Source organism: Metapseudomonas boanensis (genome assembly GCF_042232855.1).
GTDB lineage: Bacteria > Pseudomonadota > Gammaproteobacteria > Pseudomonadales > Pseudomonadaceae > Metapseudomonas > Metapseudomonas boanensis.
The window spans coordinates 2423672-2448960 of sequence record NZ_CP113889.1; the positions used below are offsets into that span (position 1 = coordinate 2423672).

Genomic DNA, 25289 nt, shown 5'->3' on the forward strand with positions numbered 1-25289 from the left:
CATCGCTAGATCGCTTGCCCAACCGGCGTCGTATGGAGACACCTTATGCCGTTTGCCCGTTTATTCCCTATCAGCCTCACTCTCCTGATGGCTTTGGCAGGGGGGGCCAAAGCTGCAGATGCTCCATCGGGCGCCCCACCCGTACCGGAAGTGGTGGTGGAGATCGCCAAGGCTGGGTCCCTGCCGCTGGTACTCGAGTATTCAGGACGTACGGCGGGTTATCGCGAAGTGGAAGTTCGGGCCCAGGTGAGTGGCATCCTGCAGCAACGTACCTACCAGGAAGGTAGTCGCGTCAAGCAGGGGCAGGTGCTGTTTCGCATCGACCCGCGCACCTATGAGGCTGCGCTGGCCCGGGCCAAGGGTGCGCTGGCCCAGGAACAGGCCCGCTACCGGCAGACCGAGCGCGACCTCAAACGTACCCGCGAACTGCAGAAGAAGGGCTATGCCAGCGAAAGCGAGCTGGACAATGCCATTTCCAATTTCGAGCAGAGCAAGGCCAACGTAGAGGCCGCCCAGGCCGAGGTCAAGGCGCGGCAGATCGATGTCGACTACACCACCGTCGAAGCGCCCATCTCCGGCATGACCAGCAAGGAAACCCGCTCCGAAGGCAGCCTGGTGGTGGCCGGAGACCCCAACTCCAGCCTGCTGACCCAGCTGACCCAACTCGATCCCATCTACGTCAACTTCGCCTACCCGGACACCGAAGCCGAGCGCCTTCGTGAGGGGGTCAAGAGTGGCAAGCTGGAACTCCCGCCGGATGGCTTGTTGAGCGCCGATGTCGAGTTCGGCGATGGTTCGACCTATCCGCTGTCGGGGCGGGTGGACTTCACCGACAGTTTCGTCAACACCGGCACCGGAACCGTCAGTGCCCGCGCAGTCATCCCCAATCCGGAACAGAAGCTGTTGCCCGGTATGTTCGTCCGCGTCCTGGTGAAGGGATTCAATCGCAGGGAAGTCGTCACGGTTCCGGAGCGGGCCCTGGCCCAGGGGCCACGCGGCACCTTTGTCTACGTGGTGGATACCGAAGGCGTGGCCCGGGTCAGGCAGGTGAAGACCGGCGACACCCGTGATGGCCGCTGGGTCATCGAGTCGGGGGTGAGCGACGGTGAGCGCGTGATCGTCGAAGGCTTGCCCAAGGTGCGTCCGGATGCGCCAGTGAAGGCCATCGAGGCCGGCACCGTCGCCGATCAGTCCACGAAGAAATCCTGAAGGAGCGCCGCCGTGATCTCGCGCTTCTTCATCGACAGGCCGGTGTTTGCCGCCGTTATCTCCATCATCGTCGTGCTGGCCGGCCTCGCTGCCATGCGCGCGTTGCCCATTGCCCAGTACCCGGAAATCCTGCCGCCGCAGGTTTCGGTGAGCGCGTCATACCCCGGCGCCAGTTCCCAGGTCATCGCGGAAACCGTCGCCGCTCCGCTGGAGCAGGAAATCAACGGCGTCGAAGGCATGATCTACCAGCTGTCGAACTCCGATAGCAGCGGTGCCATGAGCCTGACGGTTTACTTCCAGGTCGGTACCGATCCGGACCAGGCCACCATCAACGTCAACAACAAGGTTCAGGCCGCCCTGGCCAAGCTGCCGGAGGAAGTGCGGCGGCAAGGGGTGAAGGTGGAGAAGAAATCCTCCGACATCCTCCAGGTTGTTACCCTGTTCTCGCCGGATAACTCCCGTGACCCGATCTTCATCAGCAACTATGCGCTGATCAACGTGATCGACGAACTCAAGCGCATTCCCGGCGTCGGAGATGCCAGCCAGTTCGGCTCCAAGGACTATTCCATGCGCATCTGGCTGCGGCCGGACAAGCTGGCGCAGTACAACCTCACCCCGACCGATGTGGTCAACGCGATTCGCGAGCAGAACTCGCAGTTCGCCGCGGGCAACTTCGGGCAGCAGCCGCTGAACCAACCCCAGGACTTCACCTACACGGTGACGACCCAGGGCCGCTTCACCGATCCGAAAGAATTCGAGCAAGTCATCCTCCGATCCGACGCCACCGGCGCCAGCCTGTTGCTCAAAGACGTGGCGCGGGTCGAGCTGGGGGCCCAGTCCTACTCGCTGATGACTTCCCTCAACGGCCAGCAGAACGCCGCCTTCGGCATCTACCTGCAACCGGGTGCCAACGCCTTGGATACTGCGGAAGCCGTCAAGGCGACCATGGAACGACTGTCCAAACGCTTCCCCGGCGGCATCGCCTACAAGATCCCCTACGACACCACCAAATTCGTGGAGGTCTCGATCGAGGAGGTGATCCACACGTTCTTCGAAGCCCTGGTGCTGGTGGTGCTGGTGGTCTTCATCTTCCTGCAGAACTGGCGCGCCACGCTGATTCCAGTGCTCGCGATTCCGGTTTCGCTGATCGGTACTTTCGCCGGCATGTACGCTCTTGGCTTCTCGATCAACTTGCTGACCTTGTTCGGCATGGTGCTGGCGATCGGTATCGTGGTGGACGATGCCATCGTGGTGATCGAGAACGTCGAGCGGGTCATGGCGACCAAGAAGATCGGTCCGCGGGAGGCCGCCATCGAGGCTATGGAGGAGGTGACCGGTCCGATCATCGCCATCGTCCTGGTGCTCTGCGCGGTGTTCATCCCGGTGGGCTTCCTCGGCGGCCTGGCGGGGCAGATGTACAAACAGTTCGCCATCACCATCGCAGTGTCGGTGGTGATCTCCGGCATCGTCGCGTTGACGCTGTCGCCAGCGCTCTGCGCCTTGATGCTCAAGCCCGGCCATGGGCAGCCAATTGCACCATTCCGCTGGTTCAACAGCTTGTTCGATCGTATGACGGAAGGGTACGGCGCAGGCGTGCAGTTCTTCCTCAAGCGCTCGCTGCTCGGGTTGGCGCTGTTCGGTGGAATGATCGTCCTGCTGGTCATTCTCTTCGGCCGGGTACCCGGCTCTCTGGTACCCGATGAGGACCAGGGCTATGTCCTCAACGCCTACTTCCTTCCACCGGCGGCCTCGCTGACCCGCACCGAGCAGGTCACCAGTGCCGTCACCGAACAGTTGATGGAGCACCCGGCGGTGCAGGATGTGGTGACCTTCGCCGGCTTCGACATCCTCACCTTCGGCACGCGCAGCAATGCCGGCGTGTCCTTCATTCCGCTCAAGGACTGGCGCGAACGCACTACCCCGGAACTGGACGCGCGCAACCTGACACGCACCTTCATGGCCATGGGGGCCGGGCAGAAGGACGCTTTGGTGATGACCTTCAACCCGCCGCCGATCTCCGGCATGAGCACCACTGGCGGCTTCGAGGCCTACATCCAGGATCGCAGCGGTGGCACCACCATGCAGCTGCAGGAAGTGGTGCAGAAGTTCCTGGCGGCGGCGGCCAAGCGGCCGGAACTGGCGGGGGTCAACAGCACCTTCAACGCCAACGTGCCGCAGTACTACATCGACCTGGACCGCACCAAGGCGCGGGCCTTGGGCGTGGCGATCAACGATGTGTTCACCGCCATGCAGGCCACCTTCGGCAGCTACTACGTCAACGACTTCAACCTCTATGGCCGCACCTGGCAGGTCAGCCTGCAGTCGGAGTCGGAGTTCCGTCGCAAGCCGGAGGATCTGAGCCAGGTCTATGTGCGCTCGGCCAGCGATGATCTGGTCCCGCTGTCGTCCCTGGTTCGGGTGGAGCGCATCCTCGGGCCTGACTCCTATGCGCGGTTCAACGTCTACCCGGCCGCCAAGGTACTGGGCGGTCCAGCGCCGGGCTACAGCTCCGGGCAGGCGCTGGCGGCCATGCAGGAGGTGGCCGATGAGGTGCTGGGTGAGGACTACAGCCTTGGCTGGATCGGGTCGGCCTTCCAGGAACTGGCCACCCAGGGCTCCGGCAGTATCGCTTTCGTCTTTGGCCTGATCATGGTGTTCCTCATCCTCGCCGCCCAGTACGAGCGCTGGACGTTGCCGTTGGCGGTCGTGACTGCGGTACCCTTCGCGGTATTCGGCGCCATCCTTGCGGTGTGGTTGCGGGGCATCCAGAACGACGTGTACTTCCAGGTCGGTCTGGTGACCCTGATTGGTCTGGGGGCGAAGAATGCAATCCTCATCGTCGAATTCGCCGTGCTTTGCCGCGAGCAAGGCATGGGCCCGGCACAGGCAGCGTTGGAGGCCGCCAAGCTGCGCTTCCGTCCCATCGTCATGACCTCGCTGGCCTTCATTCTTGGCTGCGTACCGCTGGCGATCAGCTCTGGCGCGGGTTCAGCGAGCCGGCACTCCATTGGTACCGGGGTGATCGGGGGCATGCTGGCGGCGACCGTGCTGGCCACCTTCATGATTCCGATGTTCTTCATGCTCGTGGAGAAAGCATCGGACTGGATGGCGCAGAAGAAGGCGCCCAAGGCCGAGCAGATGCATGAGGGCTAGGTAACGGTTGGCTTGCGTGTCGTGGGTGCAAATTCATTGACAAAGGGGCGCGCAGCGCCCCGGGTGGGGGCGATGGCCGGGCCTGCCGGATCGGTTAGCGAATGAATTCACCCCCCACAGAAAAATGTCCTCGGCACAATGCCGCTCCCAACCCCTGCTACTATCTGGCGCCTTCTCCGCAATGGATGGCGCCGGCCCTGACCATGACTTTCCGCATTCTGCTGATCCTAGGTGCATTGAGCGCCTTCGGCCCCATGGCCATCGATTTCTACCTGCCCAGTTTCCCTGCCTTGGCCGAGGCATTCGCCACCGATGTCGAACATGTCCAGCTGAGCCTGGCCTCCTACTTTATCGGCCTGGCCATAGGGCAACTGATCTACGGCCCGCTGGCGGATCGCTTCGGCCGACGCAAGCCGTTGTTGGTCGGCGTGGCGATATTCATCCTCGCGTCCATCGCCTGTGCCCTGGCACCGAGCCTGGAGTGGCTGATCGGTGCCCGCTTCGTCCAGGCCCTGGGCGGTTGTGCCGGGATGGTGGTGTCGCGGGCGGTGGTGCGTGACCTGTGCGACCCGATTTCGTCGGCCAAGGTGTTCTCGCAACTGATGCTGGTGATGGGCTTGGCGCCGATCCTGGCACCGCTGGGAGGAGGCCTCTTGCTCGACCTGTTCGGCTGGTCCTCGATCTTTTATGGGCTGACGCTGTTCAGCGCGCTGGTGCTGCTTGGCATAGCCTTCTGGTTGCCGGAAACCCTCGCCGCGGATAGCCCGCGTGCGCCATTACGAGGCGCGGCGGGCCAGTACCTGCGCTTGTTGAAGGATGGCCAGTTCATTGCGTTCGGTCTCACCGGCGGCCTGGCAATTGCCGGGATGTTCGCCTACATCGCCGGCTCGCCCTTTGTGTTCATCCAGCTCTACGGTGTGCCGCCGGAACACTATGGTTGGTTGTTCGGTGCCAACGCGGCGGGCTTTATCCTTGCCGCGCAGGTCAACGCGTACCTCATGCGCTGGCGTGGTCCAGCGTTCTGGATGCGTCGGATCGTATGGTTCTACCTGGTCTGCGCGCTGGCGCTGGTGCTGGTGGCCTATCAGCGCACTGATGCGCTCTGGCCATTGTTGCTACCGCTGTTCGGTTGCATGGCCAGCCTTGGCTGCATCCTGCCCAATGCTTCGGCATGTGCCATGGCCGGCCAAGGCCAGAACGCAGGCAGTGCTTCGGCATTGATGGGCAGCTTGCAGTTCAGTGTGGCGGCGGGGGCCGCCACACTGGTTGGCGTACTGCATAACGGCACGGCGATGCCGATGGCAGTGGTCATCGGTCTATGCGGGGTAGCGGCGGTTGGTTGCTCGGTATTGACCTGGCACCTGGGCCGAAACAGCCCTGTGCTTTAACCGGCAGCGCGTTGGGGCCAACTGGGAAGGACGTGTGGGGCTTTCAAACGGGCCTCCAGGACACTGACGAACTGGCGCGCTTCCGCCTCGTTTCGGAAGCTGACTGCATGCTGGTCAAGGCATACCTGCCAGACAGTTCCTTGGGGAGTAGGGGTTGGACGAACGAGTATTTTCACCTCAGACATCTCCCAAAAATGTACGCGGGAATGAAAGTGTAGACCTGGCCTGATGGCAGAAAATGATCCAGGTCAACCTCCCGACTGATGGTCGAAGGCAAGGCCTAGGCGCTGTCGTGCTGGTCGTCGGCGACGAGCGTTGGCGACGCGCCATACCGGCTCGCCTAAGCTTCAGCCCAGGTCGAGGGAAATGAGAACTTCTAACATTTTGCCGCGCCCTGCCAATACCGACTCGAGGGCTCCATCATGCGCGCACTTCCGCTGCTCCTCCTGACCATTGCCTGCCCGATGGCGCTTGGCGGCCCGCTGTGTACCAACGCCGACAAGGTCCAGTGGCAGGACCCGGTCAAGTTCCAGGAAAACCTCAAGGCCCAGGGTTACGAGATCAAGAAATTCAAGGTCACGGACGGCAACTGCTACGAGATCTACGGCCTGGACAAGGACAAGCGCAAGGTCGAGATCTATTTCGATCCCGTTAGCGGCGACGCGATGCAAGAGGAAGAGGAAGAGTACTGATAGTCGCTTCGCGGCAATTGCCTGCGCTGCCGTTGCCGGGGTGAGGTGACGCCGCTGAGCCTTTTCTGCATCCAGCATGCCCCTGGCGCGAGTTCGGATGGCGTCGCTGTGCGGTGGGCGCCTGCCCGATGAGCCTTGGCTGTAATGACTTGCAACGTGCCCATACGGCGATGCCCGGTGACAGGCTCGGTGGCTTCACTTAAGCTGCGCATCCCTTTGAGTGAATGAGAAGTTCTAACATTCGCTCTCGCTGACTCAATAACAATTCGAGGTGTCACCCATGCGCAAACTCCTGCTCCTTTCCCTGGTCCTGGCCAGCCCGCTCGCTGTTGCCGGCCCCGAATGCACCACCACTGACAAGGCCCAATGGCAGGACCAGGCCAAGTTCCAGGAGAACCTGAAGGCTCAGGGTTACGACATCAAGAAGTTCAAGGTCACCGGCGGCAACTGCTACGAGATCTATGGCTGGGACAAGGACAAGCGCAAGGTCGAGGTCTACTTCGACCCGGTCAGCGGCAAAGTGATCAAGGAAGAGATTGAGGACTGATACTTGTCGAGCGAAACCCTGCGCCTCTGGGACCCTTTGGTACGCATCTGCCACTGGATCCTGGTAGCCGCCTTCATCGGGGATTACTTCCTCAACGAAGCCGGCGACGGCTGGCACCGCTGGCTCGGCTATGCCGCACTGGCGGCGGTGCTGGTACGGCTGGTGTGGGGTTTCGTCGGCCCTCGCTCCGCGCGTTGGGTGGACTTCTGGCCGACCCCGACGCGCCTCGCCAGGCACTTGCGGGTGCTGGTCAGGGGCGGTCATATGCATCACCTCGGTCACTCGCCCCTGGGCGGTCTGGTGATGATTCTGATGCTGTTGTTGATGACCGGCCTCGGCATCAGCGGCTTCCTGATGGAAGAGATCGACTACTTCTGGGGTGAGGACCTGCCCCGGGATATCCACGTATTCATGGCTGACAGCGTGTTCGCGTTGGCCTGCCTGCATGTCTTCGCCGCCATCGTGGAAAGTTTTCGCCTGCGCGAGAACCTGCCCTGGTCGATGGTCACCGGCCAACGCCGACGCCCAGCCGAACTGGGCGAGTGAGCTGAAGTTGGGCCCCGGCCAGGTCGGTCCGGGTTGTCGCGAGGTCGCAACCAGTGCATATCGGCTCCCCCCTCCCTGACCATACTCGGGCTGACCTCAACAGCCGACTACGGAAGGGACTCCCATGCATGCCCCGGGCTATAGCGCCGCCGAGCGCCTCGAACGTCTACCTCTCAGCGGTTACCACCGACTGATCTTCATCATCATCGCGTTGGCGTTCTTCTTCGACTCGATGGACCTGGCGATGATGACCTTCCTGCTGGGCTCCATCAAAGCCGAGTTCGGTCTCAGCAGTGCCCAGGCGGGACTGCTGGCCAGTGCCAGCTTCTTCGGCATGGTGCTCGGCGCCTCCTCCTCGGGGATGCTCGCCGACCGCTTCGGACGCAAGCCGGTGTTCCAATGGAGCATCGTGCTCTGGGGTGTAGCCAGCTACCTGTGTTCCACCGCTCAGGATGTCGAGACCCTGACCCTGTATCGCGTCCTGCTCGGGATCGGCATGGGCATGGAGTTCCCCATCGCCCAGTCGCTGCTCTCGGAAATGATTCCGGCAAAGCGCCGTGGCCGCTACATCGCCCTGATGGATGGCTTCTGGCCGCTGGGCTTCGTCGCCGCTGGGCTGCTTTCCTACTTGCTGCTGGAGCGCATCGGCTGGCGTGACATCTTCCTGGTGCTGGCCTTCCCGGCGATCTTCGTGCTCATGATCCGCTTCTTCATTCCCGAGTCGCCGCGCTGGCTGGAGCAGGTCGGCAAGCTCAAGGCAGCGGACAAGGTGCTGCGCGGCATCGAGACACGCGTGATGGCGTCGCTGGGCACCTCGGAGCTGCCGGAGCCCGTGCGTATGCCGCGTCAGGCGGCTCGCGAGCCGAGCCTGTTCACCGCGTTCGGCGAACTCTGGTCGCCACGTTTCCGCCAGCGCACCTTGATGATCTGGAGCGTCTGGTTCTTCGCGCTGCTGGGCTTCTACGGCCTGACCTCCTGGCTCAGCGCCCTGCTGCAGCAATCGGGCTTCGCCGTGACCCAGTCGGTGTACTACACCGTGCTGATCTCCTTGGGCGGTATCCCCGGATTCCTCGTGGCCGCCTGGCTGGTCGAGTGCTGGGGACGCAAGCCGACCTGCATCATGACTTTGCTCGGCGGCGGCATCATGGCGTTCTGCTACGGGCAGAGCGCCGTGTTCGGCGGCAACCTGGCGCTGCTGATCGGCACCGGGCTGCTGATGCAGTTCTTCTTGTTCGGCATGTGGGCGGTGCTCTACACCTACACGCCGGAGCTGTACCCCACCTCGGCCCGCGCTACCGGATCCGGGTTCGCCTCGGCTATCGGTCGGGTCGGCTCACTGCTCGGCCCGACACTGACCGGTCTGATCTTCCCGCTCACCGGCCAGGGCGGCGTATTCGCCCTGGGGGCGCTGTGCTTTGGCGTTGCCGCATTGGTGGTCTGGGCGTTCGGGATGGAAACCCGTGGGCGGACGCTGGAGGAGCTTTCGGGGGCCTAGGGCTAGGCATGGTGGGGACTGGTTAGGTCCCCCTCCTTGGATGCACTAGTGGCGGGTTGCGCCGCTTGGCGAACAAATTCGCCCCTAGCGGACGCCGGGCAGCGGACAGGGTGGAGCGTGTCTTGAATCGAAGGCTATTCCTGACACGCGGGTCAAGTTAGAATGCGCGCCGTCGTGGCGACCCCGCTGCGACATGGGTTCCCTCACCCCATCGGCAAAAAGGATGCGAATCACCATGCCCGTTGTGATCCCTGCGGTCTGGCGCCCGGCGCTGGCCGGCCTGATCGTGTTCCATATCCTCATCATCATTGCCAGCAATTACCTGGTGCAGCTACCCATGACCCTGTTCGGCTGGCAGACCACCTGGGGCGCATTCAGCTTTCCGTTCATCTTCCTGGCCACCGACCTGACCGTGCGCCTGCTCGGCAAGCAGGCAGCGCGGCAGGTCATAGCGCGAGTCATGCTGCCGGCGCTGGCGGCCTCCTACGTGGTGTCGGTGCTGTTCCAGGAGGCGGCGTTCCGCGGCCTGGATTCGTTGCTGGAGTTCAACACCTTTGTCGCACGTATCTCGTTGGCGAGTTTCCTGGCGTACGCGCTCGGCCAGGTAATGGACATCCAGGTCTTTGACCGTCTGCGGCATGTGCGTCAGTGGTGGATCGCGCCGGTGGCCTCGACCATTGCCGGCAACCTGCTGGACACCTTCACCTTCTTCTCCGTTGCTTTCTGGCACAGCGACAACGCTTTCATGGCCGAGAACTGGGTGGAGATCGCCACCGTGGACTACGGCGTGAAACTTACCGTGAGCCTGGTGCTGTTCGTACCACTGTATGGGGTGCTGCTGGGCGGCATCCTGCGGGCGATGACGCCGAAGGCGGCGCAATCGGCCTAAGGGCGTTGTGGGGGCGAATTCTTCCGCAGGCCGTTGGCCTGCCCTGCCGACGCACTCGGGGCCGCAGCGCGACCCTTTGCGAATGAATTCGCACCCACAGGTTTCTGCGCTAGGGCTCCCTACTTCACCAAGCGCGCATCCAGGCTGTTCTGTGCCAGACGCCTGGCCTGTTCCTGGGTCATGCCCAGATGCTCGTGCAGGGCGGCGAAATTTTCGGTGACGTAGCCGCCGAAGTAGGCCGGATCGTCCGAGTTCACCGTCACCTTCACGCCGCGCTCCAGCATCTCGAGGATGTTGTGGTGGCGCATGTGGTCGAACACACAGAGCTTGATGTTGGACAGTGGGCACACGGTGAGTGGGATCTGCTCGTCGATGATGCGCTGCATCAGGCGCTCGTCCTCGACAGCGCGCACTCCGTGGTCGATGCGTTCGATCTTGAGCAGATCCAAGGCTTCCCAGATGTATTCCGGCGGGCCTTCCTCGCCCGCATGGGCGACGGTGAGAAAGCCTTCGGCGCGGGCGCGGTCGAAGACGCGCTGGAACTTGCTCGGCGGATGGCCTTTTTCCGAACTGTCGAGGCCGACGGCAATGAAGGCATCGCGGAAGGGCAGGGCCTGGTCGAGTGTCTTCTGCGCTTCCTCCTCGGAGAGGTGGCGCAGGAAACTCAGGATCAGCCCGGAGCTGATGCCCAACTGCTCGCGGCCATCTTCCAGTGCCTGGCAAATGCCGGCCAGCACCACCTCGAAGGGAATACCCCGGTCGGTGTGGGTCTGTGGGTCGAAGAAAGGCTCGGTGTGGATGACATTCTGGGCCTTGCAGCGTTCCAGGTAGGCCCAGGTCAGGTCGTAGAAATCCTGCTCGGTGCGCAGCACGCCGGCGCCCTGGTAATACAGGTCGAGGAACTCCTGCAGGTTGTTGAAGGCGTACGCCTTGCGCAGTGTTTCCACGTCGGCCCAGGGCAGGGCCACCTTGTTGCGTTCGGCCAGGGCAAAGAGCAACTCGGGTTCCAGGGAGCCTTCCAGGTGCAGGTGCAGTTCGGCCTTGGGCAGGGCATTCAGCCATTCATACATGGTGGTTTCTCGTAGTCAGGCACGGTTGGGGGAAAGTTTAACCGCCCGTACAGGAACTCGCCGCGCTTGATCCTGGCGATCGCATTCCGCCTTGCCGTCACCGCGCGGGTCGTTGGCGGATGCGCTCATTGCTGGTGCGGCATGGATCCTTACGGGGTGGATCGCTGGCGATTATTTGACCAGCCTTCCGCAGGCGCCGTCGGCCTTGGCCTTGAGCGTCTTTCCCTAAGCTTATCCACAGTTTTGTCCCCGTCGTTCGGGGACAAATGAAGGCCCGTCACGCGTGCTGCCGAGAGCGCTGCCCGGGCATGGTGCAGGGCACAATAGACCGAAAAATCAGCTGCTTATCTTTGGTGCAGGGTTGAATCCAGTGCCGCTGAACAAAAAGTGAACAATGGCTGATAAGGCGCGGCACTGGAGGGCTCCAGCAAGGAGTCCACGAGTTATCCACAATCCGTTCAACAGATTTTGTGAGTGGCCCGGCGACATCGAGGCTGCTGTTGGATGATTCCTGGGAGGAGTATCAGAGCCGCTTGAGCTCCAAACGTCCCCGGCTGATGTCCCGCAGCAGCCGTTCCAGTCCGGCGGTCTGGCCCTCGGGCAGGGCCAGCACCAGTTCGGCGCCATCGGCGTCGAAGCTTTCGCTTTCCAGCAGTGCCTCGAATTCTCCGAGACGGGCCTTCAGTACTGGCAGTTCGGCGAAGCCTGGATGGCAGCTGACGCGGCTACGCGCCACCAGTTCAGTGCGCTGCCCTCCTTGCAGGCACTTGGCGGCGCTGCCGCCGTAAGCGCGAGCCAGGCCGCCGGTGCCGAGTTGGATGCCGCCGTACCAGCGGATCACCAGCACCGCCACCTGATCGCAATCCTGCCCCTCGATGGCCGCGAGTATCGGGCGGCCAGCCGTACCTCCGGGCTCTCCGTCGTCGCTGAATCGGTATTGGTTGCCGACTTTCCAGGCCCAGCAATTATGCGAGGCGCTCGCCTCGGACAGGCGCGCAATGAACGCTTGCGCCTCGGCTGCGCTGGTCACCGGCGCAGCATGGGCGATGAAGCGGCTCTTCTTGATTTCCTCGCGGTATTCGCAAGGTATGGACAAGGTGAATGGCATCAGGCGGTCGGCGGAGTCAGACCGCAACCTTTGAGGATGATGTGGATAAGATTCTGCGTGGCCGACTCGAAGTCATCCTTGGTCAGGCGCTTGCGCCCGGTGACGCGGCAGATTTGCGCGCCGAAATCGGCGTAGTGCTGCGTGCTGCCCCAGAGCAGGAAGATCAGGTGTACCGGATCGACCGGGTCCAGCTTGCCAGCAGCGATCCAGGCCTCGAATACTGCGGCGCGGCCACGGAACCAGTCGCGGTAATCCTGGTTGAAGTGCTGTTCCAGGCAACTACCGCCGCTGATCACTTCCATTGCGAAGATCTTCGAGGCCAGCGGATAGCGGCGCGAGAACTCCATCTTGGCGCGAATGTAGCGGGCCAGTGCTTCGGCCGGATCGTCCTCGGCGGTAAGGGTGTTGAAGGTGCTGTCCCACAGATCGAGGATGTTGCTCAGCACCGCGATGTACAGGCCAAGCTTGTTACTGAAGTAGTAATGCAGGTTGGCCTTTGGCAGTCCGGCCCGGACTGCGATGGTATTCATGCTGGTGCCCTTGAAGCCGTGCCGGGCGAACTCTTCTTCAGCCGCGGCCAGAATCAGCTCTTCGTTCTTCTGGCGGATGCGGCCGATGGGTTTGGCGGAGGGGGTCGGGCTATGGGCGGGCACCAGTGAGGTCATCAGGCCTTCCAGATTGTGTGGGAATGGGCGAGTGCACTGATAGCGCAGTGCCCGCGCCGATACAAGCCGCTACGCAAGAAAAACCAATGCGATGGTCAGCTTTCTGACACTCCGATCGCTCCCGTAGGGTGTTTCATGTTTTATCGATCAACCCGTCGTCGCCAGTGCTTCGAGGAAGCTCTCCAGCACCAGGTGCGGTCGCCGTCCCTTGCGCGTCACCGTAGCGAGGCTCAGGTCGTAGTAGCGGCTGTTAGGCTTGAGCGCGCGCAGGCGGCCCTGTTGCACCCAGAAGGTGGCGTAGTGGTCCGGCAGATAGCCGATATAGCGCCCGGTGAGGATGAGGAAGGCCATACCCTCGCGGTCAGAGGCACTGGCGCTGCAATTGAGCACCTGGTACTGCGCCTGGATGTCCGCCGGTAGACGGAAGGTGGGGGCGATGGCTTCCTGCTCGTTGATCCGTGCATCGCTGAGCTGCGCGTCGTCGGCGTAGAACAGCGGGTGGCCGACCGCGCAGTAGAGCAGCGAACGCTCGTCGTACAGTGGCTGATATTCCAGGCCGGAAAGGGCCACCGTCTGCGGCACCACGCCGACGTGCAGGCGACCGTCGAGCACGCCTTGTTCCACTTCGCTCGGCGGCGTCATGCGGATATTGATCCGCACGTCTGGCCCGCGCTCCTTCAAACGCGACAAGGCGTGGGTGATGCGCATGTGCGGCAGCGTCACCAGGTTGTCGGTGAGGCCGATGTTCAGCTCGCCACGCAGGTGCTGGTGCAGGCCGTTGACCTCGGTCCGAAAGCTCTCCAGCGCCGCCAGCAGCTGCATCGACGACTGGTAAACCTCGCGACCTTCCTCCGTCAGCGCGAAGCCGGCTCGTCCGCGCTGGCACAGGCGCAGACCGAGGCGCTGTTCCAGGTCGCTCATCTGCTGGCTGATGGCCGAACGGCCGATACCAAGCACGCTCTCGGCGGCGGAAAAGCCGCCGCATTCCACGACGCTGCGGAAGATGCGCAACAGGCGGATATCGAAGTCGCTGACCTGCGCCAGCGGTTCGGGGCGGCGGCTGCTCATGGTTTAGTAACCTCTAACCTAAAGATTTGAAAAGTTGGATTTTCGTGACTTTATGCTCGTGGCAATGTCGGCAGCAAGTAGCGCGTAGTTCCCGTTTACATCCCCTAGCCCCGGACGGGCGAGGGCAGAACAAGACAGAGGCCACTCCATGAACATGCCGCAGACCGCATCTCTCTCGCTGGCCAGCCAACTGAAGCTGGACGCCCACTGGATGCCCTTCTCCGCCAACCGTAACTTCCATCGCGATCCGCGCTTCATCGTCGGCGCCGAAGGCAGCTGGCTGATCGACGACCAGGGTCGTCGTGTCTATGACAGCCTCTCCGGCCTGTGGACTTGCGGCGCTGGCCACTCGCGCAAGGAAATACAGGAAGCCGTGGCCAAGCAGCTCGGCACCCTCGACTACTCCCCGGGCTTCCAGTACGGCCATCCGCTGTCCTTCCAGTTGGCCGAGAAGATCGCCAACCTCACGCCGGGTGAACTGAACCACGTGTTCTTTACCGGTTCCGGCTCCGAGTGCGCCGACACCGCGATCAAGATGGCCCGTGCCTACTGGCGCCTGAAAGGCCAGCCGGCCAAGACCAAGCTGATCGGCCGCGCCCGGGGTTACCACGGTGTGAACGTCGCCGGCACCGCGCTGGGCGGCATCGGCGGCAACCGCAAGATGTTCGGCCAGCTGATGGACGTCGACCATCTGCCGCATACCCTGCAACCGGGCCTGGCCTTCACCAAAGGCGCGGCCGAGACTGGCGGCGTCGAGCTGGCCAACGAACTGCTCAAGCTGATCGAACTGCACGACGCGTCGAACATCGCCGCCGTGATCGTCGAGCCGATGTCTGGCTCCGCCGGCGTCATCGTCCCGCCGGCCGGCTACCTGCAGCGCCTGCGCGAGATCTGCGACCAGCACAATATCCTGCTGATATTCGACGAAGTGATCACCGCCTTCGGCCGCATGGGCAAGATGACCGGCGCCGAATACTTCGGCGTGACGCCGGACCTGATGAACGTGGCCAAGCAGATCACCAACGGCGCCATCCCCATGGGCGCGGTAATCGCCAGCCGCGAGATCTACCAGACCTTCATGAACCAGGCGACGCCGGAGTACGCCGTCGAGTTCACCCACGGCTACACCTACTCCGCCCACCCGGTCGCCTGCGCCGCTGGCCTCGCCGCCCTGGAGCTGCTGGAGAAGGAAAACCTGGTGCAGCAATCCGCCGAACTGGCCCCGCACTTCGAGAAGGCCATCCACGGCCTGAACGGCGCCAAGCACGTCATCGACATCCGCAACTGCGGCCTGGCCGGCGCCCTGCAACTGGCCCCGCGCGACGGCGATGCCATTGTGCGTCCGTTCGAGGCCGGCATGGCGCTGTGGAAGGCTGGCTTCTACGTGCGCTTCGGTGGCGACACCCTGCAGTTCGGCCCGACCTTCAACGCCAAGCCGGAAGAACTGGACCGGGTGTTCGACGCCGTCGGCCAGGCTCTGCAGGGCATTGCCTGATGAGCCAGCGTCCCCAGGCCGTACCCACCGTGCAGGTGGACAACGACGAAGTGATCGTCACCGAGTGGCGTTTCGCTCCCGGTGCCGAAACCGGCCGGCATTGCCACGGTTACGACTACGTGGTGGTGCCGATGACCAACGGCACCTTGCTGCTGGAAACTCCTGAGGGCGACAAACACGCCCCTCTGGTGGCCGGGCAGAGCTACTTCCGCAAGGCCGGTGTGGAACACAACGTGATCAACGCCAGCGACCACGAAGTGGTCTTCGTGGAAACCGAAATCAAGTAATGCACGGTCTGCGCCCTCTCCCAGCGGGAGAGGGCTGGGGTGAGGGAAGCAACCTCCCCGTGGACTCACCGAACAAAGCCCTACAAGAGAAACGACCATGAGCAGCATCCCGCACCTGATCAACGGCGAACGCATTGCCGAGCAAGGCCGCAGCACTGACGTGTTCAACCCGTCCACCGGCGAAGTCGTACACAAGGTTGGCCTGGCCAGCCGCGCGACCGTGCAGCAGGCCATCGATGCCGCCAAGGCTGCCTTTCCTGCCTGGCGCAATACCCCTCCGGCCAAGCGCGCCCAGGTGCTGTTCCGCTTCAAGCAACTGCTGGAACAGAACGAGGCGGTGATCGCCAAGCTGATCAGCGAAGAGCATGGCAAGACCCTGGAAGACGCCGCAGGTGAACTCAAGCGCGGCATCGAGAACGTCGAATACGCCTGCGCTGCCCCGGAAATCCTCAAGGGCGAGTACAGCCGCAACGTTGGCCCGAACATCGACGCCTGGAGCGACTTCCAACCGCTGGGTGTGGTCGCCGGCATCACTCCGTTCAACTTCCCGGCCATGGTTCCGCTATGGATGTATCCGCTGGCTATTGCCTGTGGCAACACCTTCATCCTCAAGCCTTCCGAGCGCGACCCGAGCTCCACCCTGCTGATCGCCGAACTGTTCCACCAGGCTGGCCTGCCTAAGGGCGTGCTGAACGTGGTCAACGGCGACAAGGAAGCCGTGGACGCGCTGATCGAAGCGCCGGAAGTCAAAGCCATCAGCTTCGTTGGCTCGACTCCGATCGCTGAATACATCTATAGCGAAGGCGCCAAGCGCGGTAAGCGCGTCCAGGCCCTGGGCGGCGCGAAGAACCACGCCGTGCTGATGCCTGACGCTGACCTCGACAACGCCGTCAGCGCACTGATGGGCGCGGCCTACGGTTCCTGCGGCGAGCGCTGCATGGCCATCTCCGTGGCCGTGTGTGTGGGGGACCAGATTGCCGACGCGTTGGTCGAGAAGATCGTCCCGCAGATCAAGGCGCTGAAAATAGGCGCCGGCACCTCTTGCGGCCTGGACATGGGCCCACTGGTCACCGGAGCGCACCTGGACAAGGTCACCGGTTACGTGGAAGACGGCGTCAAGGCCGGCGCCCAATTGGTGGTTGACGGCCGCGGCATCCAGGTCGAAGGCAATGAGAACGGCTTCTTCCTTGGCGGCTGCCTGTTCGACCGCGTGACCCCGGACATGCGCATCTACCAGGAAGAAATCTTCGGGCCGGTGCTCTGCATCGTCCGCGTGAATAGCCTCGAAGACGCCATGCAGCTGATCAATGACCACGAATACGGCAACGGCACCTGCATCTTCACTCGCGATGGTGAAGCCGCCCGCCTGTTCTGCGACGAGATCGAAGTCGGCATGGTGGGCGTCAACGTACCGCTGCCGGTACCGGTGGCCTACCACAGTTTCGGCGGCTGGAAGCGTTCCCTGTTCGGCGACCTGCATGCCTACGGCCCGGACGGCGTGCGCTTCTACACCCGCCGCAAGGCCATCACCCAGCGCTGGCCGCAGCGCGCGACACACGAGGCAGCGCAATTCGCGTTCCCGAGCAATGGTTGATCGGGATTGAGTGGTGAAGAAAAGGCCAGTCGAGAGACTGGCCTTTTTGCTTGAGGGGTGATGACGAGCATCCTACGAGTCGACATGGCCTGGGACCTGCTCCCGCGGCATCCACAGCTCGCTATCCGGAGCCTGCTGGCCGTGCAGAGTGGGGATGACTGCGCGGGTCGGCCATTCATCGAGCTGGTGGCATTCGGGATGGCCGAAGCGGATCAGGGCCTTGTAGAGGCCGACTTCGTTGATGACGTGGATGACTTCTTCATTGCCGTTGGTGTAGCGAACAGGGACGCGCCGGGTTTCAAAGGGCTTCAGGAGTCGGTGCAGGCTGAGCAGGCGGGTGAGGTCGTAGGCGGCGAACCCGGGTTGGTTGTCGCTCATCACGCCGCGCTGGGGGCGGTTGTGGCGGTCACTCGGGTATCGGACGCGGGTTGGACGTTCGTAGGTTGCGGCTGAGCTAAGCGAAGCCCAACGTTTCGGGCGAGGCACCGCTGTTGGGCTTCGCTGCGCTCGCGGAACGCCGCACGGCCCAACCTACCGGTTCAAGCGGCAGGTATCGAAAGCGTCACGGGCCTGGAAGGCGGTGTAGGTCATCTGTGCGGCGAGCAGGCCGGCGAGGCCGAAGGTACGGGTGAGGCCAAAGTGGCTGAATCCCGCGGGAATGGGCGTTGATCGGGCGATTGCGTCTGCCAGGACTTCCCCGGCCACGGTGGTCGGCGCCATACCGTGGCCGCCGAACCCGACAGCGTGCCAGATGCCGGCTTCGTTCTGGCCGATCTGTGCCATCTGGTGGCGGCCGTAGCTCATAAGTCCGCCCCAGGCGTATTGGACCTCGACGTCTTCCAGCTGTGGATAAACCGATATCAGGTCCTGTTTCAGCAGGGCGGCGATGGCGTCCGGTCGACGGTCCAGGATGGAGATGCGGCCACCCCAGAGGATCCGGGAATCGGTGAGCGGCCGGTAGTAATCGAAGGCGAAGCGGGTGTCGTAGATCGCCGAACGGCAGTCGATGGCGTCCTTGAGCCGTTCACCCAGCGGCTCGGTAGCCATGACGTAGGTGGCGATGGGCAGCACCGCGCGCTCGATGGGGCGGTAGACGCCACGCGCATAGCCGCCGCCGGAGAAGACTACATGCTCGGCATGCACCTCGCCGCCCTCGGTGTGTACCACGTAGCGGCCGGCGCGCCGCTCGATGGCCAGCGCCGCTGAACCTTCGAAGATACGCACGCCGAGCCGGGCTGCCGTGCGGGCGACGCCACAGACGTACTTCAGTGGATGGAAGTGGAAGGCGTTGCGTTCCAGCAGACCGCCGAAGTAGCGGTCGGTTTTCAGTTGCTCCTTGAGCTGGCCGGGTGGGATGGGTTCCCAGTGGACACCGTAGGCCGCCTTCATCAGCTGGCGGGGTTCGTCCAAGCGGGCCGAGTCGTTGAACCAGTTGGCGAGGATCACGCCTTCGTCCACCAGGTCGCAGTCGATGTTGTATTGCCGGACACGGTGGCGAATCAGCTCCACGGCATCGATGGTGAGGCGGTAGAGGCGCCGCGCTTCCTCGGCGCCCAGAGTGGCCAGCAGGTCGGCGTTGCCCAGGCTGTATCCGCCGAAGACGAACCCACCGTTGCGCCCGGAGGCGCCATGGCCGACGCTGTGCGACTCCAGCACCACCACGTCGGTGACGCCGCGTTCGGCCAGGCCCAGGGCAGTCGAAAGGCCGGCCAGCCCGCCGCCGAGGATGCAGACGCTCGTGTCGATCCGGCCGGACTGGGCGGGGAAGGTCGGTTTGTCGACCGTGGCTTCGTAGAAGGTCTGGGAAAATGGGCTTTGCATCAGTCGCTCCTGTCCGTGAGGGTTTGCCCCTGCGCCTGTCGGTTAGTTGAACGACTGTTTAGCGTCATGAGTGGGGGGAGGGCAACCGAATATTCCTCCGCATGTCATTCCGCGAGGGAATGTTTTGCGAACTGGCAGCAGCTCGTAGGACAGGTGAAAAGAAAAAGGCCAGTCGCGAGACTGGCCTTTTGCTTGTTGGGTATCGCGTGGCTCAACCCAGTTCGATGCAGTCGAACTGCACTGCTGGCGATACGTCGGCGTCGTAGTCGACGTCCTTGCGCTCGAAGCCGAACAGCTTCAGGAACTCGTGCTTGTAGCCGGCGTAGTCGGTGAGCTGGAACAGGCTTTCGGTGGTCACCTGCGGCCACAGCGCCTTGCACTCGCCTTGGACGTCGTCGCGCAGTTCCCAGTCGTCCAGACGCAGGCGATGCTCACCGTCGGTCTCGGCTGCCTGGCCGTCCTCGCGATAGAGACGCTCGCGGAACAGACGGTTGAGTTGTTCGATGGTGCCTTCGTGCAGACCCTTGTCCTTCATCACCTTGTAGACCAGCGCGATGTACAGCGGCATTGCGGGGATCGCGGCGCTCGCCTGGGTCACTACGGACTTCAGCACTGCCACATTGGCGCCGCCGTTGCGTTTCTGCAGGCGCGCATCAAGGCGCAGGGCAGTGGCGTCTAGGTCGGCCTTGGCCTTGCCCAGTGCGCCGTGCCAGTAGATCGGCCAGGTGATTTCGGTGCCGATGTAGCTGAACGCTACGCTGCGAGCACCCGGTGCCAGCGCGTCGGCACGCTCCAGGGCATCGATCCACAGTTCCCAGTCCTGGCCACCCATCACAGTGACGGTGTCTTCGATTTCCTGCTCGTTAGCCGGCTCGATCGACGCTTGGATGATGGTGTCCTTGTTGGTGTCGATCGCGGTGGAGGTGTAGGTCTCACCGATCGGCTTCAGTGCCGAACGCTTCAGTTCGCCTGAGCCGGGCAGCTTGCGCACCGGCGAAGCCAGCGAGTAGACCACCAGGTCAACCTGGCCACCCATCTCGTTCTTGATCAGTTCGATGGTCTTTGCGCGGGCTTCGTCGGAGAAGGCGTCGCCGTTGATGGAGCGGCTGTAGAGGCCTTCCGCCTTGGCGAACTTGTCGAACGCTGCAGCGTTGTACCAGCCGGCGGTGCCGGGTTTGCTCTCGGTGCTGGGCTTCTCGAAGAACACGCCCAGGGTGTCGGCACCGTAACCGAATGCGGCGGTAATCCGCGCCGCCAGGCCGTAGCCGCTAGAAGCGCCAATCACCAGGACCTTCTTCGGCCCGTCAGTGCGCACGCCACGCGCGCGAGTCGCTTCGATCTGATCGCGTACGTTGAGCTCGCAGCCCAGCGGATGCGTGGTGGTACAGATGAAACCGCGTACTTTGGGATGGATGATCAACTTGTATACCTCACCAGGGAATGCGCCTGTCGTATCCGAATGCCTCTCTGGAGGCTAGTCATTCAAATGCCGACAAGCGTTGTCGCGAAATGGGTGCCCGATATTAGCGCAAGGAGTCGGGTTTATGGTTCGTTGCGGCCAGCGATTGGCGACGCACCGTGAAATGGACGCAGGTCGACGCCGATCAGACACGTCTTGATGGATATCACATCGATGTTTCCCACGCGGGTGATGGGCCGGGTAGCTCCAGATCGGCTATTTGCCGGACTTGCGATTGCGCACGTACAGCGACTCGCCGCCGCTGGCGCTGCTGCCCCTGACCTGGATCTCGAAACGTTTGTTCTGTCCCTTGACCAGGTCGCTGAGCTTCTTGAACCCATAAAGGCGGGCATCGAAGGCCGGGCGTAGCTTGCTGATGTTCTGGCCAAGGGCGCCGAGCTGGATCCAGCCGTCTTCGTCGGAGACGTCGTCAATCAGCTTGGCGATGAAGTCCACCGGCACCTTCTGCGGCTTGGGTTTCGCTTCTTCCCTGGGCTGTTCGCTAGGGGGTTCCCCCGCTGCGACGGGCTGTGGTTTGTCACCGCTGCTGACCTGGGCTTCGGCGCGGAGGATTTCGGTGTAGATGAACTTGTCGCAGGCAACGACGAAGGGCTTGGGCGTTTTCTCTTCGCCGAAGCCGTAGACGCTGAGCCCTTCTTCACGCAGGCGTGCGGCGAGTCGTGTGAAGTCGCTGTCGCTGGAGACCAGGCAGAACCCATCGAAGCGTCGAGTGTAGAGCAGGTCCATGGCGTCGATGATCAGGGCGCTGTCGGTGGCGTTCTTGCCCTTGGTGTAGGCGAACTGCTGGATAGGCTGGATGGAGTGGTCGAGCAGGACCTTCTTCCAGCTCCCAAGTTGGGGCCCGGTCCAGTCGCCGTAGATGCGTTTGACGCTGGCAACGCCGTACTTGGCGATTTCCTCGAACAGGCCTTCGATGATGGCGGCCGGTGCGTTGTCGGCATCGATCAACACCGCGAGGTGCTTCTGCTGACGCGGGGACTGCGGTTTGATGGCCATGGTTCGTCCTTGCTGGGGGATGGCTGAACATACTGCGGTTGGGCGCCGGAGCGCCATGGGGCGGATGTGCGTTCGGTCGACTGGCAGTGAAGGTGAAGCAGATTGAACCTGCGAAGCCCAGCGGCTCTGGGCTCTGGGCACCTTGTTTCTAGTCTCGTGGAGCCAACCTGGGGCAAGGCGTTGGTGAGGGGGAAGCGGGGGAGGAACTTCGAGCGGAGCCCCCCTCTCCCTGAAAGAGAGAGGGAGCCAAGCGGCGTCAGACCTTGCGGACAAACTCCGACTTCAGCTTCATGGCGCCGATGCCGTCGATCTTGCAGTCGATGTCATGGTCGCCGTCGACCAGGCGGATGTTCTTGACCTTGGTGCCGACCTTGACCACCAGCGAGGAGCCTTTGACCTTGAGGTCCTTGATGACGGTGATGGTGTCGCCGTCCTGGAGGACATTACCAACGGAGTCCTTGATCACCTTCTCGTCGCTGGCGGTTTCGGCGGAGGCGTCAGCGGGCCATTCGTAGGCGCACTCCGGGCAGATCAGCTGGGCGCCGTCTTGGTAAGTGTATTCGGAGTTGCATTTGGGGCAGGGCGGCAGAGTGCTCACGGAAACCTCGATATCAGGCGTGGAAAAACCGCATATTGTATAGGGGATCTTGTCGAATTGGGGCGTTCTTCCTGTAGGCAGGGGCATGTTGTGCAGGGACTCAGGGTGTGTCCCGGGGCTCGGGAATGCTGATCACGCCCGCGTTGGTAAAGCGACGGGTGCCCCAGAGTCCGCCGCCCAGTTTGCCACGCAACCTGTAGGGCACATGCTGCACTGGGCCATTTTCGGTGATCCCCCAGGCTTGCCGCAGTATGGAAAAGGCGGAAATGGTCACCGGGACTTCGATCAGGCTCTCACCGAACCCATTCACAATACCGCCCCGGCTGCTGACGCCGCTGGCGAGCGGTAGGCCGTTCACGTCCAGTTCCAGTGCCACGCCGTTGTAGTTGATGGCCGCTTCATTGGGGTTCTGTATCCGCAGCTTGAGATTGAAGCGCATTTCCAGTCCCGCGCCGGGTAGCGGCTGCATGCCTGCCAGATCGACGCGCAACGGATCTTGTTGGCCAAGGCTGCCACAGCCAGCAAGCAGAAGGGCCAGAAAGGTGCCGGCGATCGGCCTGGAGAGTCTGGGATAGCGCATGCAGGCTGCCCCCTCGGGAATCTGCCTTGAGTAAAGGACAGACTGGCGGCTGCATCTTTGCGTGCCCACAAATTCTGTGGAGCGCACTGTGGATATCTTTTGGATAGTTCGTCAGGGCGCCCGTACTTGCTGTGCCAGCGGCGGTTGCTCGGTCATTGATCGCCAGGGGTGCAACTCGTGCATGGGCGAGGCATTGTCGTCGGTGATTCGGGATACCCACGGATTCTGTGGGGCAAGTTGTGGATAGCTTCTGGATGCTTATCTGCAAGGCCCAAGGTTAAAGGCTTTGAAGCGGTTGCTTGGTTTTTGTGCAGGAGGGTTGTAGTCAAGGATGTTCGGGTTGCACCGGAAAGGCCTCTGGCCTGCGTTCGGGGAAGAATTCGCTCACACATATGGGGCTTTGGCGCGGGTTGGAACAAGCGGAGATGCACACAGAATCTGTGGGGCTCTCTGTGGATATCTTCGGGATAAAAGTCTGGGTTGCCCATGAGGGCTGGGCTGGAAGCAGTTGCTTGGTTCTTGAGCGGTTCAGTCGTATTCGGCTGCTTCGTGGTCGCCAAGCAGGCGGCGTTGGCGGGGTGAGCAGGCAGCCAGGACTGTGGGGTTGAAGTGCCAGTCCAGGTAAGGGGAGAACTTCTGCGCCACCATGCGGCGTCCGTAATGCACCTGCAGCAGGTAGCGGGTGCGGTCGGGGGTGCGGTTGCGGCTGCCGGCATGCCAGAGCTCGCTTCGGAAGATGAGCACATCTCCGGCCTTGCACAGCACTGGCCGGGCAGCCTGCTCGTGCCAGCGGGTTTCGCCGGGCGCGGGTCTGCGGCCGGCGCGGTGGCTGCCGGGAATCACCAGCGTGGGGCAGAGGTCGGCGTCGATGTCGTCGAGATAGAGGTGTGCGGTGCAGATCTGCATCGGCAGCTGGAATCCCGGGTCGGCCAGCAGCGCCTCGGGCAGTTCCATCACCAGGTAGTCCAGATGCAGGTCAGCACCGATGAAGCCTGGATGGCTGCGCCAGGCGGTCTGGCCAACGACGTGGCAGTCCGGCCCGAGCGCGGCTTCGGCCAGTTCGATGATGCCCGGCAGGTCGAGGTAGGGCAGCCAGGATGGATCCCGGTTGAACACGCACTTGAAGTGGTCGTCGAGCAGGCCGATGTAGTCCCAGTGAATGGGCTGGAGCTGGTCGATGGCAAGACGCAGGGCTTTGACCTGCTGGGCGTCCAGAATGCCGGGGAGGAGGGTGAAGCCCTGGGTGTGGAGGGCCTTGAGGTGCTGGGCGATATCCATGGTGAGGTCTTCCCGGTCGGGGATGACTTCAGGGTGGCACTGGTTTGCGGGCGGAGCCAGTCGGCGTTGCCCTCTCCCCATGGTGGAGAGGGCGGCAGCGCCTCACGCCTTTAACAAACCCTCCAGCCTAACCCGCAGCGGCTCGATGTCTTCCTCGACCAACCCGATCCGGAAGTCGACAAGCAGCGTTTCGATGATCTGCTCGGCGCTCTCCAGCGTGCGGCTGTCCACTCGGCCATCGATATAGCGACGGTTGAAGGTGCCATTGGCCAGAGTGAGGCGGCTGTCGCCTTCGGTGCGGGCGATCATCAGCATCTGGCGGAAGATGCTGTCGGGGTGGGTGGAGGTGTACCAGTTGCGGGCGATGTAATCGACCCAGGGGCTGGGCGTCAGGTTGAATCGGTAGACCGCCACCCAACCCTGTTCCGGCCGGTGGTTTTCCAGTTGCAGCTCGCCGCTGGCGTCATCCTGCGAGCGCAGCCGAAATGGGAAATCCGGCAGCTCGGTGCCATCCAGCGGCATGGCGCGGAAGGGTGTGGCGGAGCCGAAACCGACGTCGACGAGAAATGGGCCCTCGTCCAGCTGCACACGCAGCGCCAGGTGAGACTGCATGGTTTGTGGGGCGTCCAGCGGCAGGCCCCAGCGTACGCGGGCGATGAGCAGTTCGACGGGATAGCCAAGACCGAGTAGCAGGCGGGCGAACAGCGAGTTGAGCTCAAAGCAGTAGCCGCCGCGCTGTCGCTCGACGACTTTGGCGAACACCGCATTGGCCTCGATAGCGATGGGCCGGTCGAGCAGGACATCGACATTCTCGAAGGCCACGCGCTGCTGGTGGGCGGCAATCAGCCGGTCGAGGGTCGCCAGGTCGGCTCGCTGCGGCGCAGGTACGTCCAGGTAGCGCAGGTAGGTTTCCATCTGCTGTGGGTTCAGCGCGTGCATGGGGAGTCAGCTCCGTGACAGTAGAGCGAGGATGCTAGCAGAACGGGTTCGATTAGCCGCTACCTCCTGCAGCGGTGTTTTTCTTAAGCAACGGTCATTGTAAAAAATAAAAAACTATCGAGTCACAGGATGATGGCGATATCTGCTCTATGTAGGGGCTTTTAGTCGATTTGTGGGTTTTTCTCACCAAGCATTCTGTCGATTTTTATGCTCACTAGCATCGTATTTGTTTGACATATTTTACGTCTTTGGCAGACTGCGCGACCGTGGCAAGTGCCCGAGGTCCTGTAATCCAGGACTCGCCACGCCAATAACAAAAACTTCGTCCGTCGTGGTGCCCTGTGCGAGCTCCCTTCCTCGGCAGGTTTCCAGACCCCGACTGTCGTGCCTC

At 62.7% G+C, this 25289-nt stretch carries 24 protein-coding genes; 11 read left to right on the plus strand and 13 right to left on the minus strand.

All coding sequences use genetic code 11. The features are described from left to right. The first annotated feature begins 45 nt into the window (after nt 1-45). The 3 genes from OXH74_RS11160 to OXH74_RS11170 all read left to right on the plus strand — a co-directional run bounded on the left by OXH74_RS11160 (nt 46) and on the right by OXH74_RS11170 (nt 5750). A complete protein-coding gene (locus OXH74_RS11160) occupies nt 46-1209 on the plus strand; it encodes an efflux RND transporter periplasmic adaptor subunit (protein WP_375741227.1) in 1164 nt (387 codons plus the stop codon). A gap of 12 nt (nt 1210-1221) precedes the next feature. Next, complete coding sequence (locus OXH74_RS11165; protein WP_375741228.1) at nt 1222-4362, plus strand: efflux RND transporter permease subunit; 3141 nt, start codon at nt 1222-1224, stop codon at nt 4360-4362. A gap of 203 nt (nt 4363-4565) precedes the next feature. After that, nucleotides 4566-5750, plus strand: a complete 1185-nt coding sequence (locus OXH74_RS11170; RefSeq protein ID WP_375741229.1) for a multidrug effflux MFS transporter — start codon at nt 4566-4568, stop codon at nt 5748-5750. On the opposite strand, the gene OXH74_RS11175 is transcribed toward OXH74_RS11170, so the two are convergent. Next, nucleotides 5747-5926 (minus strand): hypothetical protein, encoded by a 180-nt coding sequence (locus OXH74_RS11175; RefSeq protein ID WP_375741230.1) that lies wholly within the window; start codon nt 5924-5926, stop codon nt 5747-5749. The two genes, OXH74_RS11170 and OXH74_RS11175, sit on opposite strands and share 4 nt — an antisense overlap. 246 nt (nt 5927-6172) lie before the next feature. Here OXH74_RS11175 and OXH74_RS11180 point away from each other — a divergent pair, with 246 nt between their 5' ends. The 5 genes from OXH74_RS11180 to OXH74_RS11200 all read left to right on the plus strand — a co-directional run bounded on the left by OXH74_RS11180 (nt 6173) and on the right by OXH74_RS11200 (nt 9919). Then, nucleotides 6173-6442, plus strand: a complete 270-nt coding sequence (locus OXH74_RS11180) for a PepSY domain-containing protein (protein WP_375741231.1) — start codon at nt 6173-6175, stop codon at nt 6440-6442. 280 nt (nt 6443-6722) lie between these two features. Beyond that, nucleotides 6723-6989, plus strand: a complete 267-nt coding sequence (locus OXH74_RS11185; protein ID WP_215377676.1) for a PepSY domain-containing protein — start codon at nt 6723-6725, stop codon at nt 6987-6989. A gap of 3 nt (nt 6990-6992) precedes the next feature. Further along, nucleotides 6993-7535, plus strand: a complete 543-nt coding sequence (locus OXH74_RS11190; protein ID WP_375741232.1) for a cytochrome b/b6 domain-containing protein — start codon at nt 6993-6995, stop codon at nt 7533-7535. 124 nt (nt 7536-7659) lie between these two features. After that, on the plus strand, nt 7660-9030 hold the full coding sequence (locus OXH74_RS11195) for an MFS transporter (RefSeq protein ID WP_375741233.1): 1371 nt from the start codon (nt 7660-7662) through the stop codon (nt 9028-9030). 235 nt (nt 9031-9265) lie between these two features. Continuing rightward, nucleotides 9266-9919: a 7-cyano-7-deazaguanine/7-aminomethyl-7-deazaguanine transporter gene (locus OXH74_RS11200; RefSeq protein ID WP_375741234.1), complete on the plus strand. Its 654-nt coding sequence runs from the start codon at nt 9266-9268 to the stop codon at nt 9917-9919. Nucleotides 9920-10038: 119 nt separating this feature from the next. On the opposite strand, the gene OXH74_RS11205 is transcribed toward OXH74_RS11200, so the two are convergent. From OXH74_RS11205 to OXH74_RS11220, 4 genes are all read right to left on the minus strand, one after another. Next, on the minus strand, nt 10039-10989 hold the full coding sequence (locus OXH74_RS11205) for an adenosine deaminase (RefSeq protein WP_375741235.1): 951 nt from the start codon (nt 10987-10989) through the stop codon (nt 10039-10041). A gap of 523 nt (nt 10990-11512) precedes the next feature. After that, nucleotides 11513-12097: an IMPACT family protein gene (locus tag OXH74_RS11210; RefSeq protein ID WP_375741236.1), complete on the minus strand. Its 585-nt coding sequence runs from the start codon at nt 12095-12097 to the stop codon at nt 11513-11515. Continuing rightward, nucleotides 12097-12762 (minus strand): TetR/AcrR family transcriptional regulator, encoded by a 666-nt coding sequence (locus tag OXH74_RS11215; protein ID WP_375741237.1) that lies wholly within the window; start codon nt 12760-12762, stop codon nt 12097-12099. The genes OXH74_RS11210 and OXH74_RS11215 overlap by 1 nt, the downstream gene beginning before the upstream one ends. Before the next feature lie 147 nt (nt 12763-12909). Beyond that, a complete protein-coding gene (locus tag OXH74_RS11220; protein ID WP_375741238.1) occupies nt 12910-13830 on the minus strand; it encodes a LysR family transcriptional regulator in 921 nt (306 codons plus the stop codon). A gap of 148 nt (nt 13831-13978) precedes the next feature. Here OXH74_RS11220 and OXH74_RS11225 point away from each other — a divergent pair, with 148 nt between their 5' ends. The 3 genes from OXH74_RS11225 (at nt 13979) to OXH74_RS11235 (ending at nt 17206) form a co-directional block, all read left to right on the plus strand. Then, nucleotides 13979-15325 carry an aspartate aminotransferase family protein gene (locus tag OXH74_RS11225; protein WP_375741239.1) on the plus strand — a complete coding sequence of 449 codons (1347 nt, stop codon included), beginning with the start codon at nt 13979-13981 and terminating at the stop codon, nt 15323-15325. Continuing rightward, entirely contained in the window at nt 15325-15612 is a 288-nt protein-coding gene (locus OXH74_RS11230) for a cupin domain-containing protein (RefSeq protein WP_375741240.1), read from the plus strand. Before OXH74_RS11225 ends, OXH74_RS11230 begins: the two co-directional genes overlap by 1 nt. 97 nt (nt 15613-15709) lie before the next feature. Then, entirely contained in the window at nt 15710-17206 is a 1497-nt protein-coding gene (locus tag OXH74_RS11235) for a CoA-acylating methylmalonate-semialdehyde dehydrogenase (protein WP_375741241.1), read from the plus strand. A gap of 72 nt (nt 17207-17278) precedes the next feature. Here the strand turns inward: OXH74_RS11235 and OXH74_RS11240 are convergent, their stop codons facing one another. The 8 genes from OXH74_RS11240 to OXH74_RS11275 form a co-directional block, all read right to left on the minus strand. Continuing rightward, nucleotides 17279-17584, minus strand: coding sequence for a hypothetical protein (locus tag OXH74_RS11240; RefSeq protein WP_375741242.1), 306 nt, complete (start codon nt 17582-17584; stop codon nt 17279-17281). 153 nt (nt 17585-17737) lie between these two features. Beyond that, a complete protein-coding gene (locus tag OXH74_RS11245) occupies nt 17738-19027 on the minus strand; it encodes an NAD(P)/FAD-dependent oxidoreductase (RefSeq protein ID WP_375741243.1) in 1290 nt (429 codons plus the stop codon). A gap of 211 nt (nt 19028-19238) precedes the next feature. Then, on the minus strand, nt 19239-20447 hold the full coding sequence (gene fabV, locus OXH74_RS11250; protein WP_375741244.1) for an enoyl-ACP reductase FabV: 1209 nt from the start codon (nt 20445-20447) through the stop codon (nt 19239-19241). A gap of 255 nt (nt 20448-20702) precedes the next feature. Then, nucleotides 20703-21503: an NYN domain-containing protein gene (locus tag OXH74_RS11255; RefSeq protein ID WP_375741245.1), complete on the minus strand. Its 801-nt coding sequence runs from the start codon at nt 21501-21503 to the stop codon at nt 20703-20705. Between the two features lie 256 nt (nt 21504-21759). Further along, on the minus strand, nt 21760-22101 hold the full coding sequence (locus OXH74_RS11260) for a zinc ribbon domain-containing protein YjdM (RefSeq protein ID WP_215377709.1): 342 nt from the start codon (nt 22099-22101) through the stop codon (nt 21760-21762). Between the two features lie 100 nt (nt 22102-22201). Then, complete coding sequence (locus tag OXH74_RS11265) at nt 22202-22681, minus strand: LEA type 2 family protein (protein WP_375741246.1); 480 nt, start codon at nt 22679-22681, stop codon at nt 22202-22204. 528 nt (nt 22682-23209) lie between these two features. After that, nucleotides 23210-23959 (minus strand): phytanoyl-CoA dioxygenase family protein, encoded by a 750-nt coding sequence (locus tag OXH74_RS11270; protein WP_375741247.1) that lies wholly within the window; start codon nt 23957-23959, stop codon nt 23210-23212. A gap of 102 nt (nt 23960-24061) precedes the next feature. Continuing rightward, nucleotides 24062-24898 (minus strand): arylamine N-acetyltransferase, encoded by an 837-nt coding sequence (locus OXH74_RS11275; RefSeq protein WP_375741248.1) that lies wholly within the window; start codon nt 24896-24898, stop codon nt 24062-24064. Between the last annotated feature and the right edge of the window lie 391 nt (nt 24899-25289).

What these genes read in the sequence shown, in the direction of transcription:
- OXH74_RS11160 (WP_375741227.1), top strand. Translation starts at nt 46, where the DNA reads ATGCCGTTTGCCCGTTTATTCCCTATCAGCCTCACTCTCCTGATGGCT.
- OXH74_RS11270 (WP_375741247.1), bottom strand. Translation starts at nt 23,959, where the DNA reads ATGGATATCGCCCAGCACCTCAAGGCCCTCCACACCCAGGGCTTCACC.
- OXH74_RS11210 (WP_375741236.1), bottom strand. Translation starts at nt 12,097, where the DNA reads ATGCCATTCACCTTGTCCATACCTTGCGAATACCGCGAGGAAATCAAG.
- OXH74_RS11230 (WP_375741240.1), top strand. Translation starts at nt 15,325, where the DNA reads ATGAGCCAGCGTCCCCAGGCCGTACCCACCGTGCAGGTGGACAACGAC.
- OXH74_RS11215 (WP_375741237.1), bottom strand. Translation starts at nt 12,762, where the DNA reads ATGACCTCACTGGTGCCCGCCCATAGCCCGACCCCCTCCGCCAAACCC.
- OXH74_RS11255 (WP_375741245.1), bottom strand. Translation starts at nt 21,503, where the DNA reads ATGGCCATCAAACCGCAGTCCCCGCGTCAGCAGAAGCACCTCGCGGTG.
- OXH74_RS11170 (WP_375741229.1), top strand. Translation starts at nt 4,566, where the DNA reads ATGACTTTCCGCATTCTGCTGATCCTAGGTGCATTGAGCGCCTTCGGC.
- OXH74_RS11195 (WP_375741233.1), top strand. Translation starts at nt 7,660, where the DNA reads ATGCATGCCCCGGGCTATAGCGCCGCCGAGCGCCTCGAACGTCTACCT.
- OXH74_RS11225 (WP_375741239.1), top strand. Translation starts at nt 13,979, where the DNA reads ATGAACATGCCGCAGACCGCATCTCTCTCGCTGGCCAGCCAACTGAAG.
- OXH74_RS11235 (WP_375741241.1), top strand. Translation starts at nt 15,710, where the DNA reads ATGAGCAGCATCCCGCACCTGATCAACGGCGAACGCATTGCCGAGCAA.
- OXH74_RS11180 (WP_375741231.1), top strand. Translation starts at nt 6,173, where the DNA reads ATGCGCGCACTTCCGCTGCTCCTCCTGACCATTGCCTGCCCGATGGCG.
- OXH74_RS11200 (WP_375741234.1), top strand. Translation starts at nt 9,266, where the DNA reads ATGCCCGTTGTGATCCCTGCGGTCTGGCGCCCGGCGCTGGCCGGCCTG.
- OXH74_RS11265 (WP_375741246.1), bottom strand. Translation starts at nt 22,681, where the DNA reads ATGCGCTATCCCAGACTCTCCAGGCCGATCGCCGGCACCTTTCTGGCC.
- OXH74_RS11220 (WP_375741238.1), bottom strand. Translation starts at nt 13,830, where the DNA reads ATGAGCAGCCGCCGCCCCGAACCGCTGGCGCAGGTCAGCGACTTCGAT.
- OXH74_RS11205 (WP_375741235.1), bottom strand. Translation starts at nt 10,989, where the DNA reads ATGTATGAATGGCTGAATGCCCTGCCCAAGGCCGAACTGCACCTGCAC.
- OXH74_RS11275 (WP_375741248.1), bottom strand. Translation starts at nt 24,898, where the DNA reads ATGCACGCGCTGAACCCACAGCAGATGGAAACCTACCTGCGCTACCTG.
- OXH74_RS11185 (WP_215377676.1), top strand. Translation starts at nt 6,723, where the DNA reads ATGCGCAAACTCCTGCTCCTTTCCCTGGTCCTGGCCAGCCCGCTCGCT.
- OXH74_RS11245 (WP_375741243.1), bottom strand. Translation starts at nt 19,027, where the DNA reads ATGCAAAGCCCATTTTCCCAGACCTTCTACGAAGCCACGGTCGACAAA.
- OXH74_RS11240 (WP_375741242.1), bottom strand. Translation starts at nt 17,584, where the DNA reads ATGAGCGACAACCAACCCGGGTTCGCCGCCTACGACCTCACCCGCCTG.